The sequence below is a fragment of the Streptomyces bambusae genome, from assembly GCF_020532645.1.
Lineage (GTDB): Bacteria > Actinomycetota > Actinomycetes > Streptomycetales > Streptomycetaceae > Streptomyces > Streptomyces bambusae.
This window is the reverse complement of sequence record NZ_JAJAUZ010000009.1, coordinates 114543-134199: the sequence shown is the minus strand read 5'-3', so window position 1 is coordinate 134199 and position 19657 is coordinate 114543. Positions and strand designations below refer to the sequence as shown.

At 72.0% G+C, this 19657-nt stretch carries 12 protein-coding genes; 10 read left to right on the top strand and 2 right to left on the bottom strand.

The window, feature by feature from the left end:
• Nucleotides 1-145 precede the first annotated feature (145 nt).
• The 8 genes from LG634_RS09310 (at nt 146) to LG634_RS09275 (ending at nt 13401) form a co-directional block, all read left to right on the top strand.
• Nucleotides 146-4621: a tetratricopeptide repeat protein gene (locus LG634_RS09310; protein WP_226733197.1), complete on the top strand. Its 4476-nt coding sequence runs from the start codon at nt 146-148 to the stop codon at nt 4619-4621.
• Nucleotides 4622-4783: 162 nt separating this feature from the next.
• Nucleotides 4784-5353 carry a hypothetical protein gene (locus tag LG634_RS09305; protein ID WP_226733196.1) on the top strand — a complete coding sequence of 190 codons (570 nt, stop codon included), beginning with the start codon at nt 4784-4786 and terminating at the stop codon, nt 5351-5353.
• Between the two features lie 299 nt (nt 5354-5652).
• The gene (locus tag LG634_RS09300) at nt 5653-7077 is read left to right on the top strand and encodes an amino acid permease (RefSeq protein WP_226733248.1); all 1425 of its coding nucleotides are present in this window, start codon (nt 5653-5655) and stop codon (nt 7075-7077) included.
• Between the two features lie 315 nt (nt 7078-7392).
• Complete coding sequence (locus tag LG634_RS09295; RefSeq protein ID WP_226733195.1) at nt 7393-8214, top strand: helix-turn-helix domain-containing protein; 822 nt, start codon at nt 7393-7395, stop codon at nt 8212-8214.
• Between the two features lie 343 nt (nt 8215-8557).
• On the top strand, nt 8558-10045 hold the full coding sequence (locus LG634_RS09290) for an FAD/NAD(P)-binding protein (RefSeq protein WP_226733194.1): 1488 nt from the start codon (nt 8558-8560) through the stop codon (nt 10043-10045).
• Nucleotides 10046-10152: 107 nt separating this feature from the next.
• Nucleotides 10153-11388, top strand: a complete 1236-nt coding sequence (locus LG634_RS09285) for an ATP-grasp domain-containing protein (protein ID WP_226733193.1) — start codon at nt 10153-10155, stop codon at nt 11386-11388.
• Nucleotides 11389-11402: 14 nt separating this feature from the next.
• Nucleotides 11403-12359 carry an EamA family transporter gene (locus LG634_RS09280; protein ID WP_226733192.1) on the top strand — a complete coding sequence of 319 codons (957 nt, stop codon included), beginning with the start codon at nt 11403-11405 and terminating at the stop codon, nt 12357-12359.
• A 181-nt stretch (nt 12360-12540) separates the two neighbouring features.
• The gene (locus LG634_RS09275; protein WP_226733191.1) at nt 12541-13401 is read left to right on the top strand and encodes a hypothetical protein; all 861 of its coding nucleotides are present in this window, start codon (nt 12541-12543) and stop codon (nt 13399-13401) included.
• Between the two features lie 51 nt (nt 13402-13452).
• Here LG634_RS09275 and LG634_RS09270 read toward each other — a convergent pair whose 3' ends face one another.
• Nucleotides 13453-14763 (bottom strand): SgcJ/EcaC family oxidoreductase, encoded by a 1311-nt coding sequence (locus LG634_RS09270; protein ID WP_226733190.1) that lies wholly within the window; start codon nt 14761-14763, stop codon nt 13453-13455.
• Between the two features lie 97 nt (nt 14764-14860).
• Between LG634_RS09270 and LG634_RS09265 the strand changes: the two genes are divergently transcribed.
• The gene (locus LG634_RS09265) at nt 14861-15391 is read left to right on the top strand and encodes a MarR family winged helix-turn-helix transcriptional regulator (protein ID WP_226733189.1); all 531 of its coding nucleotides are present in this window, start codon (nt 14861-14863) and stop codon (nt 15389-15391) included.
• A 26-nt stretch (nt 15392-15417) separates the two neighbouring features.
• Nucleotides 15418-16065: a hypothetical protein gene (locus LG634_RS09260; RefSeq protein WP_226733188.1), complete on the top strand. Its 648-nt coding sequence runs from the start codon at nt 15418-15420 to the stop codon at nt 16063-16065.
• Nucleotides 16066-16212: 147 nt separating this feature from the next.
• On the opposite strand, the gene LG634_RS09255 is transcribed toward LG634_RS09260, so the two are convergent.
• Nucleotides 16213-19560 carry a hypothetical protein gene (locus LG634_RS09255; protein WP_226733187.1) on the bottom strand — a complete coding sequence of 1116 codons (3348 nt, stop codon included), beginning with the start codon at nt 19558-19560 and terminating at the stop codon, nt 16213-16215.
• Nucleotides 19561-19657: the final 97 nt, after the last annotated feature.

The window sequence follows — 19657 nt, the reverse complement described above, 5'->3', positions numbered from 1 at the left end:
GTCCCCGGCGGTCGGGAGCCGGCCCCTCCGGGCTGGTGTGGCCGGGCCGGGTGCGCGGGTAGGAGGGTGGCGGGGCGGGCGCCCGCCGACGGGCGGGGGTGCCGGTGGCTGCGCACGGGACGGGGGGCCGGTGGAGCGGCTGTACGTGGATCTGTCGGAGCAGGGCCGGGTGTGGGTCACGCTTTCCGGACCGGGGAACGCGGGCGCGCCGTCCGTGCGGGCGGGGGACGGGGTGCCGTTGCGGTGGTCCTTGTCCGCCCAGGAGGCGGAGGAGCTCCGCTGGTACCTGGAGGACTACCTGGACTCGCCGTACGGTGTGTACGAGGAGCGCGGGGCGCGGGTGGCCGCAGCGCTGCGGGGGTGGGGTGAGGCCGCCTTCTCGGCGCTCGTCGGCCCGGGGGCCGGACGCGAGGCGTTCCGGAGGGTCCGCAACCGGGCCTCCGCAGCAGGGCAAGGACTCGAAGTGGTCATCCGCTCGGAGTCCGCCAGGCTGCTGGCGCAGCCCTGGGAGCTGTTGGCCGAGCCGGAGCGACCGCGCCCGCTGGCGCTGGACGGGGTGTCGTTCAGGCGCGTGGTACCGGGCGGCCCGCCACGCGGCGTGATCCCGGTGGCGGGCGGGCGGCTGCGGGTCCTGATGGTGATCGCCCGTCCGGGAGGGGTGCGGGACGTCGGCTACCGGATGGTCGCCCGGCCGCTGCTGGAGCGGCTGGAGGCGGTACGCGGCCAGGTGGAACTCGTGGTCCTGCGCCCTCCGTCGCTGGCCCGGCTGCGGCAGGTGCTGCAGCAGGAGCTGGCGGCGGGCGAGCCGTTCCAGGTGGTGCACTTCGACGGGCACGGCACGTTCGAAGCCCCCGGGCCGTCGCCCGCAGACGGCTCGGCCCCGCAGGGAATGCTGATCTTCGAAGGGGAGCGCGGCGGCCGGGACCCGGTGCCGGCCGGGGAGCTCGCGCAGGTGCTCTCCGAGGGGCGCGTACCGGTGGTGGTCCTCAATGCCTGCCGGTCGGCGGCCATGGGCGCACAGGTGGAGGCGGCGGTGGCCACCCGGCTGCTCCAGGCCGGGACGGGCGCGGTGGTGGCGATGGCCTACAGCGTCTACGCCGTGGCGGCCGCCGAGTTCACGGCCGCCTTCTACGAGCGGCTGTTCGCGGGCGAGCCGGTCGCCGGCGCGGTGGCCGCGGGGCGTCTGCAACTGGGCCGGGAGAACCTGCGGCCTTCGCCGAGGGGCCCGTTGCCGCTGGCGGACTGGATGGTTCCGGTGTTGTACGCCCGTCACGACGTCTCTTTTCCCGGCCTGCGTCCGGTGGTCCCGCCGGAGCAGCCCGGCCCGCCCGCCGGCAGCCGGGGCGAGGGCGGTTCCGGCGACGGTGAGCCGGCCTCCGGGACGGATGACATGTGGGCGGCGGACGGGCACTTCGTCGGGCGCGACGGACTGCTGTACAGGCTGGACGCCGCCGCCCGGCTGGGGCGGGTGGTGGTCGTCCACGGGCTCGCCGGGATCGGCAAGTCCCAGCTGGCCAAGGCCTTCGGCCGCTGGTGCCGCGAGACCGGTGCCGTGGACGGTCCGGAATGCCTGGTGTGGCACTCCTTCGAACCGGGCTCTGCCCCCTCGGCGTTGGAAGACCTCGTCGACGGCATCGCCGCCGCGCTGGACGGCCCCGACGGCTTCGCAAGCCCCGATGGTTTCGACCGCACCGCCCGCACCGCCCGCACCGACTGTGCCCGCACGGACCCCGGTGCCCGCCTGCGCGCGGTGGAGCGGGCACTGGAGACACGGCGCGTGCTGGTGGTGTGCGACAACTTCGAAGCCCTGTACTCGATGTACGGCGGGGAAGGCGGGGACCGCGCGGCAGGCGTGCCGCCACCACCTGACGCGTCCGGGCTGTGGGCCCTGCGCGACTTCCTGCAGCGCGCCGCCGCCGGCCGCAGCACGGTGGTGGTCACGAGCCGAGCCGACGAGTCGTGGCTGGACCGGGACGTGACCGGGCAACCGCGCGCCCCCCGCAGGGACGACCACCGCATCCTCGTGACCGGGCTCACCACAGGAGAGGCCTCCCAGTACGCGGACCACCTGCTCGCCCGGTCCCCGCAGGCGCGGGAGCGCCGCGCACACCGGGTGTTCGGCGAGCTGATGGAATGGCTGGACGGCCACCCCCTGAGCATGCGGCTGGTCCTCCGGCACCTCGACGACCGTCCGGCCGCCGCCCTGCTGGAAACCCTGCGCGACACCCCCGCCGGCGCCGCGGGCGGTGGCTTGCTGGGCACCGTCCGGCCGGGGGCGGACGGACGGACCCGGTCGCTGGCCGCCAGTATCGCGTATTCCTTCTCCCACCTGCCTGCGGCCGACCGGGAGTTGCTGCCGGTGCTCGCCCTGCTGCACGGCACGGCCTCGGCGCAGGCCCTGGCCCTCTTCTCGGCCGAGCCGGGGGTGCCCGGCCGGTTCGCCGGCCGCACCGAAGACCAGTGGAACACGGTGCTGGGACGGGCTGCCTCGGCCGGGCTGCTCACCGCATGGGGGTCCGGCATCTTCGGCATCCCGCCCGCCCTGCCCGCCTACCTGGCGGAGGAGTGGTGCCCCCGGGGCTGCCTCCGCCACGCCGAAGAGCGGCAGGCCGCCCGCCTGGCCCTGCTCCATGCCCACGCGGCGCTCTGCGCCTGGCTGGACGGCCTCCTGTCCGGTGGCGGGACCGGCACGGCCCTGGAGTTGATCGCCGCCCAGCGACGCACGCTGACCAGTCTGCTCGACCACGCTCTGGGGCTCGGTATGTGGGCCGAGGCCCACATCGTTCTCCAGCCCCTCCACACCTTCTGGGACATGCGCGGATCTGCCGCGGAGGCACGCAGGTGGACGGACCGCGCACTGGCGGCGGTGGAGGCCGTGGCGGGGGCCGAACCCGACCCTGACAGCGACGCGGGCAGCCTCTGGATGACCCTCGTCGGCGCCCAGGCCGCCCGGGACATGGAGACGGGTCGCCTGGACCGGGCACACCGGTTGCACACGCGCCTCCTCCACTTCGTTCGTTCCCAGTCGCCGGGCCGTGACCGGCAGAGCAACCTCGCCGCCTGCCATTACCTGCTCGGCCGGATCGCCCAGGAGCGGGGCAGACTGACGGAGGCGGAGCTCTGGTACCGCCAGGCCTTCGACCTGGCCGAACGGCTCGGCGATCCGCTGAGGGCCGCCATCAGCGGGGCCCAGCTCGGTCTGCTCGCCCAGATGCGCGAGGACGCGGACGGCGCCGAAGCCTGGTACAAGAGGGCCTACGACGTCTTCGACGCCGCCAGGGACCGCCACAAGGTCGCCGTCGTCGCGACCATGCTCGGCACGCTCGCGTGGCAGCGCGACGACCACAGCGGCGCCGCATCGTGGTACCACCGTGCCCGCGCCCACTTCGAGGCCCTCGGCGATCCTTCCCGCCTGGCCGGCGTGTACCAGCAGCTGGGCGCACTCGCGCACGTGCGTGACGACCTGGAGGACGCCGAGCGGTCGTACCGCCAGGCCCTCACGATCCGGGAGCAGCTCCAGGACCGCCGTGGCACGGCAGCCTGCTACCACCAGCTCGGGATGGTCGCCCGCAGGCTCACCGGTCCGGCGGAGGCCGAGGACTGGTTCCGCAAGGCCGCCGCGATTCTGCAGGGGCTCCGGGACCGCCCCCGCCTCGCCCTCACACAGCACATGCTCGGAGTGGTCACCCACCTTCAGGGCGATCTGGACGGAGCACAGGCGTGGTTGGAGCAGTCCGTGCGGATCGGCGAGGACCTCGGCGACCGCCGGGGCACCGCCGAGGGGTGCCTCCGGCTCGGCATGGTCGCGCGGGAGCGCGGGGATCTGGACGAGGCAGCCGCCCGGGTGCGCCGCTCCCTCGACCTCAACGGCGAGCTCGACAACCGCCGCGGCACGGCGAAGTGCTACGAACAGCTCGGCATGATCGCGCACCGGCGCGAGCGGCTCACGGAGGCGGCGGCCTGGCTGCGGAGCGCGCTGATGATCTTGGAGGAGCTCGGCGTCTCTGCCGACAAGGGCGATGTGCTGCACGTGCTCGGCGCGGTCCTGCACGAGGGCGGCGACCCGGACGGAGCCGAGCAGTGCCACCTCGAAGCCCTGGAGATCTTCGTGGCGGAGGACGACCGGGCGAAGTCCGCCACGACTTCCTGCATGCTCGGGAAGGTGGCGGAGGATCGAGGGGATCCTGGGCGTGCCGAGACCTGGTACCGCCGTGCCCTCGACCTCTTCGACGCCCTTCCCGACGGCCGTGAGCCGGCCTTGTGCAGGCAACTCCTCGGAGTGCTCCTGATACACGGGCAACCGGACGAGGCCGCATCGCTGTGCCGCCGGGCGTTCACCGGCTTCAAGGCCTTCGACGTCCCTGTCGGCACGGCGAAGTCGGCTGCGGCCCTGGGGGTCTTGGCGTGGCAGCGTCGGCGGCTGCGGGAGGCGACGGAGTGGGCGGTGCACTGTGTGACGTCCTTCGAGGAGTTCCCGCACCCGGCCACCGTGACCGGCTCGGAGCTGCTGGCCGCGACGGCCGGACTGCTCGGGACGGAAGCAGTCGCGACGGTGTGGAGGTCGGTGACGGGTGATGACCTGCCGCGGGTGGTACGGGCCTTCCTGGAGGGACCGAGGTGAGCCGGGCGGGTATCGGTGGTGCCGTTCGGGTAGGGGTACGCACGCCGGACGGGGCGGGCTGCGCGGGGCAGGGGCCGGTGACGGACCGGCAGCGCGAGCGTGATCGGGACCTGGTCGAAGGGCCGCAAGGTTGTCGGAGACGGCTCAGGGGAGGGCGTAGCGGTGGCAGCGTACGAGGGTGCACGGGCGGCGGCGGTCGAGGGGGCGGTCCGGGCGGCGGCGAAGCGGCTGGCGGCCGAACACGGCCCGCGGGTCGTCGAACAGGTGGAAGGCGCGCTCTGTGACCTCGAATGGGGCGAGGCGGACGCGGGCCTGACCGGTTGGCGAACAGGTGGCGACGGGGCCGGAGCGCACGGGGACGAGCGCGCTCCGGGGAAGTACTTCCCGGACCCCATTGCCTTGGGCTCCTTCATCGTGTCGGTGGCCACGCTGGCATGGACCGTGTACTGGGACCTCGCGCGGGGCCGGCGCACCGAGCCGGCACCTGCACCGGTGCCGCACGCGACCGTCACACTGCGGGTGCGCATGGAGCTCGAACGCGAGGACCGCACCGGCCTCGGAGAGCTGTCGCCCGCGCAGCGGGAACGGCTGGTCGAGGTCGTCGTGGAGGAGGTGCTGCGTGCGGCCCCGCCTGCACCCCCGGAGCCCGGACCCGGCCCGCAGCACCGGCCGGCACCCGCGGCCCGCCGGCAGGAGCCCGAGGCAGGACCAACCGCCCACCGGACGACGTGAGGCCGCGGAGGCGGCGCCACCCGCTCCGGGAGGCGCCGTCCCTTGCCCGCTGAGTCGGCCGTCATGCCCGTCGCCTGCTTTGGCGGATGACGATGCCCGGCAAATAATTGCCGCTTGACAGTCAAGATGCCGATTGGCAGCATCCTGTTCACCGGCAATTTATTTCGTTCATATGAAACCGGTGGGGCCGCAGTCCTCCCGGTCGCGTATTTTCGGTGGCGAGAAACCCACGAGGTTTCTCGCTGCTTCTGTGTGAGGCTACTTTGAAACAACTGAATTCCGATCCCGTCGCGGGCGCCGTGGAAGAGGGCGGGCCGCAGAGCCCTCCCGGAGAAGGGGGCGGCGAATACCAGCGCAGGCTCGGTACGCGGCAGACGCAGATGATCGCCATCGGTGGGACCATCGGTACCGGGCTTTTCCTGGGTGCCGGGACCGCCATTTCCAAGGCGGGTCCCAGTCTGCTCGTCTGGTACGCGGTCGCGGGCGCCGTGGTGTTCCTCGTCGTCCGCGCCCTGGGCGAACTGCTGATGTACCGCCCGGTCTCCGGGAGCTTCGCCGACTACGCGCGGGAATTCCTCGGACCGTTCTGGGGGTACGCCACCACCTGGACGTACTGGATCATGTGGGTGACCACCGGCATGGCGGAGATCACCGCGGCCGGGCAGTTCGTCCGCTACTGGTACCCGGATTTCGACCAGTGGAAGACCGCGCTCATCGCGCTCGTGGTGCTCACCTGCGCCAACCTCATCTCGGTCAAGATCTTCGGTGAGCTGGAGTTCTGGTTCGCCATGGTCAAGGTGACGGCCATCATCGGCATGATCCTCATCGGCCTCGGGGTGCTCATCCTCGGCTTCGGCGACGCCGGCGACACCGCCTCCGTGAGCCACCTGTGGGCGGACGGGGGAGTCGCCCCGCACGGCGTCTGGAACTCCCTCATGACCCTGCAGATCGTGCTCTTCGCCTACCTCGGCGTGGAGCTGGTCGGTGTCACGGCGGGGGAGACCAAGGACCCGGAGAAGAACCTGCCGCGGGCGATCAACACCCTGCCCTTCCGCTTCGGCCTGTTCTACATCGGTGCCCTCACCGTCATCCTGTCCGTCGTCAGCTGGAGCGAATTCCAGCCCGGCACGAGCCCCTTCGTCGCCGCCTTCACGAAGATCGGCATCCCCGCGGCCGCCGGCATCGTCAACTTCGTCGTCCTGACCTCCGCCCTCTCCTCCTGCAACGCGGGCGGCCTGTACGCCACGGCCCGCATGCTGCGGACCGCGGGCCTCAACGGCGACGGCCCCAAGGGCCTCGCGCGGCTCACGGCCAACGGCGTGCCGAGGACCGCCCTCTTCGCGTCCGCCCTGGTCATGGCCAGTGGAGTCGCGATCAATGCGATCGACCCGGAGCACGCCTTCACCTACATCACCAGCGTCTCCACGGGAGGCGCGGTCCTGGTCTGGAGCGTCATCCTCGTCACGCACATGCGCTACCGCGCGGCCGTACGCGACGGACGGGCCGCCGCATCGCCGTACCGGATGCCGGGCGCCCCGTACACCAACTGGCTGGCGCTGGCGGCCTTCGCCTTCGTCACGGTCCTGATCGCCTGGAACGCCGACACCCGGGTGTCCCTGTACGTGATCGGGGCGTGGATCCTCCTGCTGGTGGCCGGCTACGGCCTGCGGCGCACCCGCACGCCGGGCAGCCCGGAAGCGGCCGCCCCCGGCCGACCGGCCTGACGGCCACCCGACGGCCCGTGGCGTACCCCCTCGGGCGGGGTACGCCACGGGCCGTCGGCATGCCTGCGGGGAGTCCTGTTGCACTTGCAGACATCCGGAGGGGAGAAATCGCCGCATGCCACTCAAGTCGCATCTAAGGCTGCTATCTGGATTCATTTCGCCCATGACTGCCTTAGAGGTGATAACAATCACCGCCCTACGGCTTCGAACTGAAGGAAGCTGCCCCCAGCCGCGGGGAAAATGATCAGCGAGGGGTGCGTGAGCGATGAGGAGTTCGCTTCGCTGCTGGGAACGCTGAGGAAGAGGGGCCCTTCCGTGCAACCGGTCGGACTTGAGGACGAGACGTATCCGCACGCGGCCTCGGCGCCGCTCCAGGTCTTCCTGAGAGCGTGGCGGGCGTCCGCCGGCGCCAAGCTGGGCCGCGACAAGCCGATCTCCCAGAAGGAGGTCGCCGAGCGGATGCAGGTGAGCGAGCGCTGGTACCGCAGCCTGGAAGCCGGTGACCCGGTACCGCTGTCCGGCGAACGGCTCGGCCAGCTCGCCTCCGCACTGGTCCTCGGAGCCGACGAGCAGATGGCGCTCTACGCCCATGCGCTGGGCGGGGAGCCGGAGCCGCAGGCGGACGCCGGCGAAGCGCTGGACGCGCTGACGCTGCTCGTGGAGCAGGCCGGACCGCTCCCCATGTACCTGGCCGACCGGGCGTGGAACGTCATCGCGTACAACGCGACCGCGGCCGAGTGGTTCCCCTGGTTCCGCGCGCCCTCACCCAACGTCCTGCGATGGGCGCTGACCACGCCCGAGGCCCGCGAACAGCTGGTGGACTGGCGGCACAACGCCGAGATGTACCTGGCCCAGCTGCGCTTCACCATGCTGAGCGGCCACGACGACGCCGAGGTGCGGCGCCTCCTCGGCGAGGTCCTCGCCGTTCCGGAGTGCCGCCGGCTCTGGGATCAGGGCACGCAGATCATCGCGTACCGGCAGGGGCACCGGTTCGGCCTGCGGCTGCCGTGGGTCTCGGACCGGAACATCGCCGTCACGGCGCAGGTCCTCCTGCCCGCGTACGTCCCCGGCATCCGCAGCGTGGTCCTCATGCCGGACGCCGAGGCCGGCCCGGCGCCGGGCGCGCCCGGGAACTGAGCGCGCCCCGACGGCCCGGACGGCCGACCGCATCCGACGGTACCGACGGACCATTTGAGGCCCGGGTGAATTCTCGCCCGGGCCTGCCTATTGTTGCATGGCGGCACCGGCATTTTCCTGCCGCCCGCCACCGGCGCCGCACAGGCATGCGGAAATTAATTGCCGGTCGGCCGAGGGCGTTCTCCGGGCGGATATGCGGCACTTTTTTGCCTCTTGACGGCCGATGGTGATCACGGCAGCATTCCTCCTGGTCAAAGGCCGCCCTCCCACCGAGATTGGGCGGTAGCTCTTCAGCCGGAGAGGTACTCACGAGGAACTCTCCCGGCTCCGTCAGAGGACTGCAGTGAAATTCGCTATTATCGGCGGCGGCGCCACCAGTGTGAGTCTTGTTGATGCACTCGATCGCCGCGGCCTGACACAGGAAATCGACCTGGCCGTCTATGAGCCGGAAAAGGAGATCGGACGGGGAAACGCCTACCGCGTGGACGCCGGATCAGCGCTCCTGAACCGGCAGGCGGAATTCATGTCGATCCGGTGGAACGAACCGAGGCACTTCCTCGGCTGGCTGGAAAAGCACCCGGACCCGGAAGTCCGCGCGTACGCACATCCCGGCACCTTCCCGCCGCGGTACCTCTTCGGTGATTACACCTCCGAGTCCTTCGCCCGCCTCAGGGATTCCTGGGGCGACCACGGCCGGTCGATCGAGGTGTTCCACGACACCGCGGTCTCGATGACCCGCGGCCACGAAGGCCGAGGGATCGGCATCACCACCGCCTCCGGCACCACGCACACGTACGACGGTGCCGCGCTGTGCGTCGGAACCGCCGAGCCGGTGGACTGCTACGGGCTCGCCGGAAACCCCCGGTACACGAACGACCCCTACCCCCTGTGGGTCACCGTGGAGACGGTCGACCCGGACGACCACGTCGCCGTGCTCGGAACGAGCCTGACGGCAGTCGACATCGTCATGGCGCTCCTCGACCGAGGACACCGCGGGCCGATCACCATGGTGTCGCGCCGCGGACTGCTGCCCGGCGTACGGCAGCAGCACCGCGACACCACCTCCGCGGTCCTCACCGAGACCGCCGTCCGCCGCGCGGCCGACGCCCCGGAAGGGCTGACGCTCGCAGCCGTCCTGGAGCTGATGCGCGCCGAACTCGCCGCGCACGGCATCGACCCCGGGATCCTGGACGGCGAGGCCGACCCGGGCGAGGAACCGGCCGCCCGCCTCGCCCGCCACCTGGACCTGGCCGAACGCGCAGAGCTGTGGCAGCCGCTGCTCATCACCGCGGCCAACGACCTGATCGAACTCGTCTGGTCGCTGTGGTCCGACACCGAACGCGCCACCTACCTGCGCGACTACCACCACATCTTCCAGAGCCTGTGCAACCCCATGCCGCTGCGCACCGCGCAGAGGCTGCTCGCGGCAGCCGGCGCCGGGCAACTGCGCATGCTCGGCGGGATCGTGGACGTACGGACGCAGGGCGAGGCGTTCGACCTCGTCTGCAGGGACGAGACGTTCCGGGCCGACGCCGTCATCAACTCCGCCAAGCGCGAGACGGCACCCTCCCCGGCTGCGGCGACCGCCCTGTGCGCCTCGCTCGTGAACGCCGGCCTCGGGCAGTACGACGACTTCGGCGGCCTGACCGTCAGCACCGCCGACAACCGGCTCGTCACGGCCGGACCCGCTGCGCCCTCGCCCGTCTTCGCCCTGGGCCAGCTCTCGGCAGGCTCCCTCTACTACACCAGCTCCCTCGCGATGATCGCCCGCCGCGTCGAGCTGGTCGCCGACCGCATCGCCGAAGCGGTCGCCCTCACGAAGCAGCAGTGACCCCGGCCGAACCAGGAACCCCAGTAGACCCGGTAACGCGAGCAAGCCCCATGGCCGCAGCAGCGTCGTCGGTAATCCCTCCCCTCTCTACAGAAGTGCACGAAGCAATGAACTCTCCTGTCGTCATCGTCGTCGATCCCACCTCCACCGGCATCAGCCTCAGCGCCGCCTGCGCCGAGTACGGCGCCCACGTCGTCCACCTCTGGCAGAGCGGCCTCAAGGACACCTACAGCGCGGACCCCCACCCGCACAAGCTGCTGTGCACCGGGACCGAGGACGCGCTCGACGCCCTCACCGGACTCGCCCCGGTGGCGGTCTGCCCGGGCAGCGAATACGGCGTGACCTTCGCCAACCAGCTCTCCGCCGAACTCGGCCTGCCCCACAACGACCTCGCCCTCGCCGGCGCCCGCCGGGACAAGAACGAGATGCTCGGCGCGGTCTCCGCCGCGGGCCTGCCCACCGGGTGGAGCAAGGAGCTGTACAGCGCGGCGGAGGTCGAGGAATTCCTCACCGGCCTCGACGCCTACCCCGTCGTCGTCAAGCCCGCCAACAGCGCCGGCAGCGACGGCTGCGCGGTCTGCTACAGCGCCGACGACCTCCGCACGGCCTACGAGGCGATCGCCGGCCAGGAGAACTACCTGGGCGAGACCAACTCCCGCGTGCTCGTCCAGGAGTTCATCGACGGCCCGCAGTACATCGTCGACACCGTCAGCATCGGCGGCCGCCACCTCCTGTCCGACGTGTTCCTCTACCGCATCGACGAGGTCGACGGAAGGCCGCTCATCCGCGACGCCGTCCTCCTCAAGGAGCTGAACGAGGCCGAGCAGGACGCCGTACGGTACGTCATGTCCTGCCTCGACGCGCTCGGCCTCAAGGAGGGCGCGGCCCACACCGAGGTCCGGCTCACCACCCGCGGCCCGCGGCTCATCGAGGTCAACGCCCGCCTGATGGGCCCGATCCAGCCCGCCGACGTGTACACCGCTGCCCTCGGATACAGCCACGCCACGCTCCTCGCGGAGAGCCTGCTCGACCGGCCGCGCTTCGAGCAGCGCTTCGACCAGGCCTACCGCCCCCAGCAGGCCCTGGCCATGGTCCTGCTGCGCATCTACCGCGAGGGCACCATCACGGCCATGCCCGGCCTGGCGGAGATCCGGCGACTGCCCGGCTTCCACAGCTTCCTCAAGCTCCCTGCCCTCGGCACCGCCGTTTCCCCGGCGAACCCGCTCACCGTCGGCACGACCGGTCTGGCGTTCTTCGCGCACGTCGAACCCGACGTCGTCGACAAGGCGCTGGCCGAACTGCACGTGATGGAAGACGCCGACGCCGTCTTCACCGTCGGCTGATCGCGAGGTTCACCGTGCACACTCCGCCCTCCCCGACGAGCGCGTACGGGCTGAGCTGCGTCGCCGTCGCGGTCGTCCTGCAGGCCATCGGAAACGGTGTCTTCGACGGCCGGATCAGTTCGACCGACAGCTTCCTCATCTCGTTCCTCGCGTTCTTCTCGGCCGCGGTGATCTTCAACGTCGTCCAGGCCGTGCGGCGGCGCGCCGACCCCGGCACCCACGTGCCGCTCGGCCGGCGGGGGCGAAGCCTCCTGGTGCAGCTGAACGTGGCCACGGCGGTGACGTTCCTGGGCTTCTACCTGGCCCTGAGCCTCATGCCCTCCGGAGCGGCCAGCTTCCTCGAAGCCGGTGTGGTCCCCCTGGTGATCTTCGTGCTCCTTGCACTGCCGCGGGGCGCCCGCCCCGCCTGGCGCGACCTGCCGGTGGCCGTACTGGTCTTCGGACTGGCCTGCGTCAGCGCGTGGCGCTTCTACCAGGACAGCAGCCCGGGGCACGCCGGTGACCTGCTGACCGGTGCGATCCTCGCGCTCGTCGCGGGCGCCGGCGCCGGATGCATCGGACTGATCTCGCGCCGTCTGGGCGAGGCGCGGGTGGCACCCGTGACGGTCAGTGCCCACCGGTTCCACCTGACGTACCTCATCGCGCTGGGCGTCCTGGTGTTCAGGGCGGACCAGCTGGGCTCGCCCGCCCACATCGGACAGCTCTGGCTGATATCGCTGCTCACGGTCACCATCCCGTTGTTCGTGCTGCAGATCGGGCTGCAGCGGTCCGACACCTTCCGTGCGGGCATGGTCATGTCGTGCCTGCCCGCGGGCACCTACCTCAGCGCCGTGGCGCTGGGCGGGGAGTTCGACGTGCCGACGATGGCCCTCATGGCCGCCGCGATCGCCGTGCCCGCGCTGTTCACCGTCTTCACCCGCCGCCGGGCCCCGCTGCCCGACAGCTCGGCGAAGGCGCCGTCGCCCGCCTGACACGGCGACGGACCGGGTCCGCAGGGCCGCCGGGACACCTTCCCGGCGGCCCTGCGGCGTCCCACCGGTCTGTGCGGCCCCCGGGCGCCAGGAACCGAGCACCCGGCCCGCCCGTCATCTCCACAGGAGGTCACCCCGCGCACCACCCGCCTCCCTCTCACACCGACGTCCGAGGAGTCCCATGGCCGACACCGTCAGCGCGCTGGCTGCCCGCACCCATGAAATACTCGTGGCACTCCTGACCGACGGCCCGTCAGGGAGCGCAGCCGCCACCTCCGGCATCCAGGACGTCATGGCGCGAGCCGCGGCCCTCGGCCCGGACGGCGCGTGGCTCGTCGCCTCCGGCCACGCGACCTTCGCCGGCCTGGCCGTCGCCCGAGGAGAGGCCGATCAGGCGATCTTCCACTTCGACGCCGCGGTGACTTCCGGGTTCAACGACTGCGTGGCCCTCCACATGGCCCCCCTGCGCCCGCTGCACCACGACCCCCGCTTCCAGGCGCTGTACCAGCGGATGCGCATCACCTCCACCGATCTCGACGAACTCTTCTGGCTGCACCGGGAGATGCAGACCGCGATGAAGGAGGCCCAGCAGGCGAGCGTCGACAACGTCGGCCGCCTCGACACAGGGGTGTCCCTGCTGCCGCAGGTCCCCATGCCGACCCGCGAGCCCCACACCGCCGGCGTCCTCATCACCCGCATCGACCTCGCCGCGACCCAGACCGCCCTCCGGCAGGCCGCCCTGAGGGCGGACTTCCAGCGCACTCCGGGAACACCAGCCTCAGCCTCATCGACGACACCTGGGACTACACCCGCGCCACGCGGGACGCCTGGGACGCCGACGCCCGGGAGACCCGCCGTCACCAGGCCGCCCAGTCCCGCGCTTTCACCGAACCGCCCGGCGCCGACCCCACCCTCCTTCCCTGCCCTCCTCTGGGCTCACTCGCCTACCCGGCCTGACGAGCACCGCGGCGACGCCCGGCCAGAACCGTCCGACGGATGCCACCAAGGGCGCTGTGCGCAAGCAGCAGTTCGGCGGCTGTAAGTGAAGGTGTCCTCCCCGCGCCGCCCGCGCGGGGAGGACACGCGGGGGCGGTCAGTCGACCGCGACGGTGTTCTGGGCTGCGCCGACGCGCCAGGCGCCGTCCTCCTTGACCACTATGTAGAACGGCCTGCCCTCGGGCCTGTCGGCGATCCGGGTCCCGTCGTGGCGGACCGGCTGCTGACGGACGTTCACCGCGGCGACGTCGGGCCGCAGGAACAGCACGCGCTCGACGTCGTACACGGCGGTGCCGTCGGCCGTCGCCCCGGGCAGCACCTTCTGGGTGAAGGCCGCTATCTCCTCGAAGCCCGACAGCCGCTTGCCGTGGCCGGTGGTCCACACCGGGTCCTCCCGGCGGAAGAGGCTCAGGAACCGGTCGACCAGCTCGTGCTGCTGGGCGTGCTCCACCTCGGCGACCAGGGCGCGTATCGCTGCCACGTCGACGTCCGTCGCCGGGCCGTCGGGGGCGCCGAACACCTCGACCGGCCGGTACGAACCCGACGTCAGCTCGGCCACCGCGCCCGGCCGGCGGGGCCGCCAGCCGAGGGCCGTACGGGCGGCGGCGCCGCTGACGCTCTGGTCGAGGGCGAGCGCCTCCGCGAAGGGTGCGCCGAACACATCGGCCGCCTGCTCCACCGGCACCGTGTGCGGTGCGGCGAGCACTCCGGCGGCGCGGCCGGCGGCCCGGGCGAGGTCGCGGACCGGCACGGCAGACTCGCCGACGCCGTGCCACACGGTCCCGGCCTCGGCCCGCTCGACGGCGGCCACGAACAGCTCGGCGAGATCGTCCACATGGACGGTCGGCCAGCGCACGCCTTCCTCGCCGTAGTACTCGGGCACGCCTCCCTGGCGGGCCCGGTCGACCAGGATCGCGGGGATTCCGCCGCCGCGGCCGTACACGATGCCGGGCCGCACGACGACGGCGCGTATGCCATCGGCGGTCCCGGCCAGCACCTGCTGCTCTATCTGCGGCCGGTAGCCGACGATGTCGATCGGGTGGGTCGGGGCGTCTTCGCCGACTTCCTGGGCCGCGCCGGTGGCGCCGAGGACCCAGATGCCGCTGGTGTAGACGAAAGGCCGGCCGGTGCCGCGCAGGGGAGCGGCGAGTGCTTCCACGGCGGCGCTGTCCACGTCGGCGTCTCCGCTCGGGGGCGCAAGGTGGATCACGGCTTCGATGTCCGGGGTCACCGCACCGGCAAGGGAGCCCGGATCTGCGGTGTCGCCGACGACCTGGGCCTGCCAGGTCCGGCCGGGACGGGGCTCGGCGCCACGGGTGAGCGCGACGACCTGGTGGCCTGCGGCGGCGAGGTGGTCGGTGACGGCGGAGCCGATGTAGCCGGTGGCGCCGGTGACTAAGACCTTCATGGTGTTCCCCCTAAGGCGAAAATTTCGATGTCGAAACTATAGATCCGGGTGATCCGAGATGTCAAACAGTTCCACGTGGAAATGTTAGACTCGGAGCATGACGGAACAGCAGCCCCAGCACGACGGCGTCGACCGCATCACCGAACAGTGGCGTGCGGTCCGCCCTGACCTGGACACCTCTCCCATGGCCGTCATAGGCCGCCTCTCCCGCGCCTCGCGCCTGCTGGAGCGCGGAATCAAAGAGAACCTGGCCGTCCAGGACGTCGAGCCCTGGGAGTTCGACGTCCTCGCCACCCTGCTGCGCGCCGGCCCGTCGTCCGCCCTGACCGCCGGCGAGCTCAGCCTGGCCGTCATGGTCAGCTCCGCGGCGCTCACCAACCGCATCGACCACCTCGTGAAGAAGGGCCTGGTCGACCGGGCCGTCGACCCCACCCACCGCCGCCGGGTCCTGATCTCCCTGACCGACACGGGCCGCGAACTGACCGACCGGCTCGTCGAACACCACCTCGCCGGCGAGGAACGCCAGCTCGCCGGCCTCACCCCCGCCGAACGCGACCAACTCGCCGTCCTCCTCCGCCGGGTCCTCATCACCCTCGGCGACCACGCTGAGGACCCGGCCGCGCAATGAACGGGACATGGGAAAGGAGCACGCCGGTGACCGGTGACGGGACCGAAGCGGTGCAGATCGTGGGATACGACGACGTCCCGGTCGTGCCGGGCGAGTCACTGCTGGACCGCCCGGGCTTCTGGCCGGTCCACCTGCTGGCGATGTGCGGCGACGGAGCGTGTGACGAGCGGCCGGATCCGGAGTGGTTCGGTGACGACGGGGCCGATGTCGACGCCCTGTCCGAGGTCCTCTTCGACCCCGAACACTGGCCGGCGTTCCGCGTTCCGGCCGCAGACGGCCCCGGAGTCGTGGTGCTCTACCGCAACCTGGACGGCGACTGCGACACGGACTACCTCCCCATGAGCCCCGGCGGAAGCGACGGCCGTCAGACCGCCGGCCGGGGCAGTGAGCCCTCCGCAACCGGGCTGACCTGGAACGAACTGATCCGCCTCGCCGACAACCCGCCCTCCGATGCCGAGGGGGTCCAGGACCCGGCCTGCCGCCTCCTGCTCCTCCTGCCCCTGTGCGCGGAAGCGGAGGTTCCCGAAGCGGCACCGGAAAGACTCACCGCCGCCCTGACCGCGGTCGGTGCGCCCGAGGACACGGTCTCCACCACGGTGCAGCACCTGCTCTTCCACCTCACCGGGAGCCCCCAGCACGATCCCGCCTGGACGTCCCCGCTCACCGGAACCTGAGGGCCGGCCTGCGCCGCCGGCAGCCGCCGGCGGACCGACCGCCCGGTCACGTCACCCCGTCCCATCGACCGGAATGCGGAATGCGACGGACCCCCGGGCCGGCGGTGTGCCGTCCCGGGGGTCCGTCGTGCTGATCCGAAGACAGGGTCAGCGGGTGACCTTCGCCGTCGCGGCGCTCGTCGCGGTCCCGGACGCGTGGCCCGGGCGATGGGCGGTCACCGTCACGGTGATCCGCTTGCCGAGCTGCGCCGAGGCCGGCTTGAACGTCGTCCTGGTGGCACCCGAGACCGCCTGGCCGTTCGCGTACCACTGGTACGTGTACGAGGCCGCGGCCGGCGTCCACGTGCCCGGCTTGGCCGTCAGCACGCTGCCGACCTTTGCCGTCCCCGAGATGGTCGGGGCCTTCGTCGCCTTCGGCGCGGCGCCCTTGACGACCACGCCACTGCTGCGGGCGGGCACCGCCGGGTGACCCGCCTTGCGGGCGGTCACCACCACGCTGAGCTTCTTGCCCAGAAGCGCCGCCGGCACGGCGTACGAGGAAGCCGTCGCACCCGCGATCGCGGTCCCGTCCGCCCGCCACTGGTACGCGTAGGAGTCGGCCGCCGGCGACCACGAACCGGTCGTCGCCGTCACCGTGGAACCGACGACCGCGGCGCCCCTGACGGTGGGCGCGGCGGTCGAGCGGATCGGGGCGACGACGGTGACCGAACCCTTCATGTACGACATGCCGTGCGCGTTCACGTACACGGACAGGGCGCCGAGAGGGGCCTTCGTGAGGTCCAGGGCGACCGTCATGCTGCGGCGGTCGGGAGCGACGGAGACGGTCCTCGACCGTGCGCTGAAGCCCTCGCCGCGCACCTCGACGACAGCGTCCTCACGCAGTGCGCTGCCGGTCACGGACATGTTGATCTTGCCCTGGCCGACCGTGCCCGGGCTCACCGTGCCGACGGTCCGCTCGTCGGTTCCGCAGACCGAACCGACGCACACCGCGTCGACCTTGACCGCCGTGGAGGCTGCCGCGGGCTTCTCCGGCAGGCCGATCACGAGCGTGCTCGGCCGGGCGGCCTTCGGGAAGCTCCCCGGCAGGGAGCACTTGTAGTTCTGCCCCTGGCTGGACGTGGACCCGTAGCAGCCGTTCTTCAGCCCGGAACGGTCGTACAACCAGGGGGTCGGCGACTGCTCGAAGGTCCCGCCCGGTGTGAACTTCAGGGCGAAGAGGTCACCGTCGGCGGACGGCAGCGCGGCGCAGACCGCCGACTTCTTCTCGCTCAGGGTCGCGGTCAGCGGCCCGAAGCCGTAGCTGACGTTGGGGACCTTGACGCACTCGGGCGCCGGGCCGGTCGGGGTGCCGATGCGGAGCGCGTCCAGCCGGTAGGAGGGAGCCGCGGCCTTGTCCGCCGGGACCTGGACGAGCACCTGGTAGCGCGTGGCGCCGGAGGCGGCGCAGCCGGGGCTGAAGTAGTCGCAGACGACCTGGCCGTCGGCGCGGAAGGCCATCACCCGTGCGGACTCCAGGGCGTCACGGACGTTCAGGTGCAGGGTGTCCTTCGCGCTCGCCGTCGTCACCTGGTGGCACAGGAAGGTGCCGGGCGCGGCCGGAACCCCGCCCGTGGACGGGCCGCCGACTGCGACGGCCGGGGTCGGGACACACCCGCGCGCGGTGGCCGTGACGTCCAGGCGGGTCAGCGCGAACTCGGCGGGCACGTTGCGTCCCTGGACGAGGACGGTGTGCGCCACCCCGGGCGTCAGGGAGCAGCTGGAGAAGGTCCCGTAGTACGACCTGATAGCGCAGATCTGCTTGCCGGTCGCATCGAGGACGCTGACCTCGGCGCCCGCCTCGCCCGAAACACGCTGGATCTGGAAGAGCTCACGGGCGGAGTGGCCGTCCGCCGGAACGGACAGGCAGTCGCCGAACGCGTCCGCGCCGTTCTTCACGCTCATGCGGACCGGCTTGCCGGAGAAGTCGCCCGGCAGGAAGGTGCGGCAGGCACTCGGCCCGTCGGTGCGGTGGACGACGAACCCGTAGGTGCTCTCCTTCTCGGACGGGTCCCGCTGGGAGACGAGCGCGCGGTAGGGAGCGGTGCCGCCCAGCACGCAGGTGCCGTCCGTCATTCCTTCGCTGCAGAAGGCGGTGCCCTTGGCATCGACGAGGGCGATCTCGCCGACGCGGTCGGACAGGACCGCGACGTGGGCGCCCTTCGGCAGCGGCAGCTTGACGCAGTCGACCTCACCGGGGGCGGCGAACGTTCCCCGGTGGTCGCCCGCCAGGACCAGGCCGGTGCCGCAGCCCGCCGTGGCGGTGCGGTCGAGGATGCGTACGGCACCGTCGGTGAGCAGGGTGTACCGGGTGCCGGCAGTGAGCGCACAGTCCTGCCCTGCGGCGCACACGGTGGAGCCGTCCGTCCGGAAGACGCCGATGCCGGAGACCTCGCCCTGTGCATTGACGGCGTCGGCGCTGTAGCGACCGGTAGCAGGCGCCGTGAACGTCCTGCACCCGGTCTGCGGAGCGGCCTTGGCGGGCGCGGAGCCGTACGCGGTCAGGCCGACGGGAACGCAACCCTCCGGGTCGGACAGCCGGCGGACCTTCAGCTCGTACCCGGCGGGGAAGCCCCCGTCCTGCCGGCTGACCGACGCCAGAACGCGGTAGTCCGTGCCGCCGCCCGCGGGAAGGACGCAGCTGGTGCCGCCGTTCTCGTCGCGGACGGGGCAGATGCGCTTGCCGGTGGCGTCGGTGATCCAGTGGTGGGAGTCGCCGTAGGCGTCCCGCGTGAAGTCTGCGGTGATCCGCTGGCCTGGCGCCGCGGTGAACGCATGGCAGACGACGGCCACGTTGCTCGGGGCGCTCGCCCTGGTCGGGGCCACGTCGTAGCCGGTCCCGGCGAGGGGCGGACACACGGGTCCCGGCATCAGCGGGACGAGGGAGACCCGGTTCTCGACGGGCTCCCAGTGGGTGTTGTAGACGGACAGGGTGTACGTTCCGGCCGCCAGGTCGCACCAGGAGTTCTGGTGGCCCTGGGGTCCGCATTCGACCTGGGTCTCACCGGCGGCGAGCGAAGGGTAGGCGTACTGGTCGGAGGCGAGGAGCCGGTGCATGCCCGGCTTCGTCACGGTCACCGTGAAGCACGCCGTGCCCTTGGGCGGGACCGTGGCCGTGCCGACCGCGTCCCCCGGGTCGCCGAGTGGCGCGAGCGCGAGCGGGCGGCACTCCTCGCCGTCTGCCGCGGCCCGCTCGGCGGCCGCGTCCGCCTCCGCGCGCCGCCGCTCGGCATCCGCCATAGGTGCGGGCTTCGGTGCGGGCTTCGGTGCGGCCTTCGGTCCGGCCTTCGACTCGGGCGAAGGTGCCACGGCAGCGGTCGGTGCGGTGGCTGCCGGCGGTGCCGCGGCGAGCGCGTTCCCGACCGGTGCGACGGGCGCCAGCAGCGCCGCCAGCAGAACGGGGCCCAGCAGCCGGACGGCTCTTCTGGACCGTGCGCGCGAACGCGCGAATGTGAGCATGTCGTTCCCCCGGAGCGATCTTGGCCATCTGCGCGCCACACTCTACGGCCGCCCCCGGACCAGTGCGCAGCGACGGCCTGCCACCCGGCAGAACGAC

What these genes read in the sequence shown, in the direction of transcription:
- LG634_RS09285 (WP_226733193.1), top strand. Translation starts at nt 10,153, where the DNA reads ATGAACTCTCCTGTCGTCATCGTCGTCGATCCCACCTCCACCGGCATC.
- LG634_RS09275 (WP_226733191.1), top strand. Translation starts at nt 12,541, where the DNA reads ATGGCCGACACCGTCAGCGCGCTGGCTGCCCGCACCCATGAAATACTC.
- LG634_RS09270 (WP_226733190.1), bottom strand. Translation starts at nt 14,763, where the DNA reads ATGAAGGTCTTAGTCACCGGCGCCACCGGCTACATCGGCTCCGCCGTC.
- LG634_RS09265 (WP_226733189.1), top strand. Translation starts at nt 14,861, where the DNA reads ATGACGGAACAGCAGCCCCAGCACGACGGCGTCGACCGCATCACCGAA.
- LG634_RS09255 (WP_226733187.1), bottom strand. Translation starts at nt 19,560, where the DNA reads ATGCTCACATTCGCGCGTTCGCGCGCACGGTCCAGAAGAGCCGTCCGG.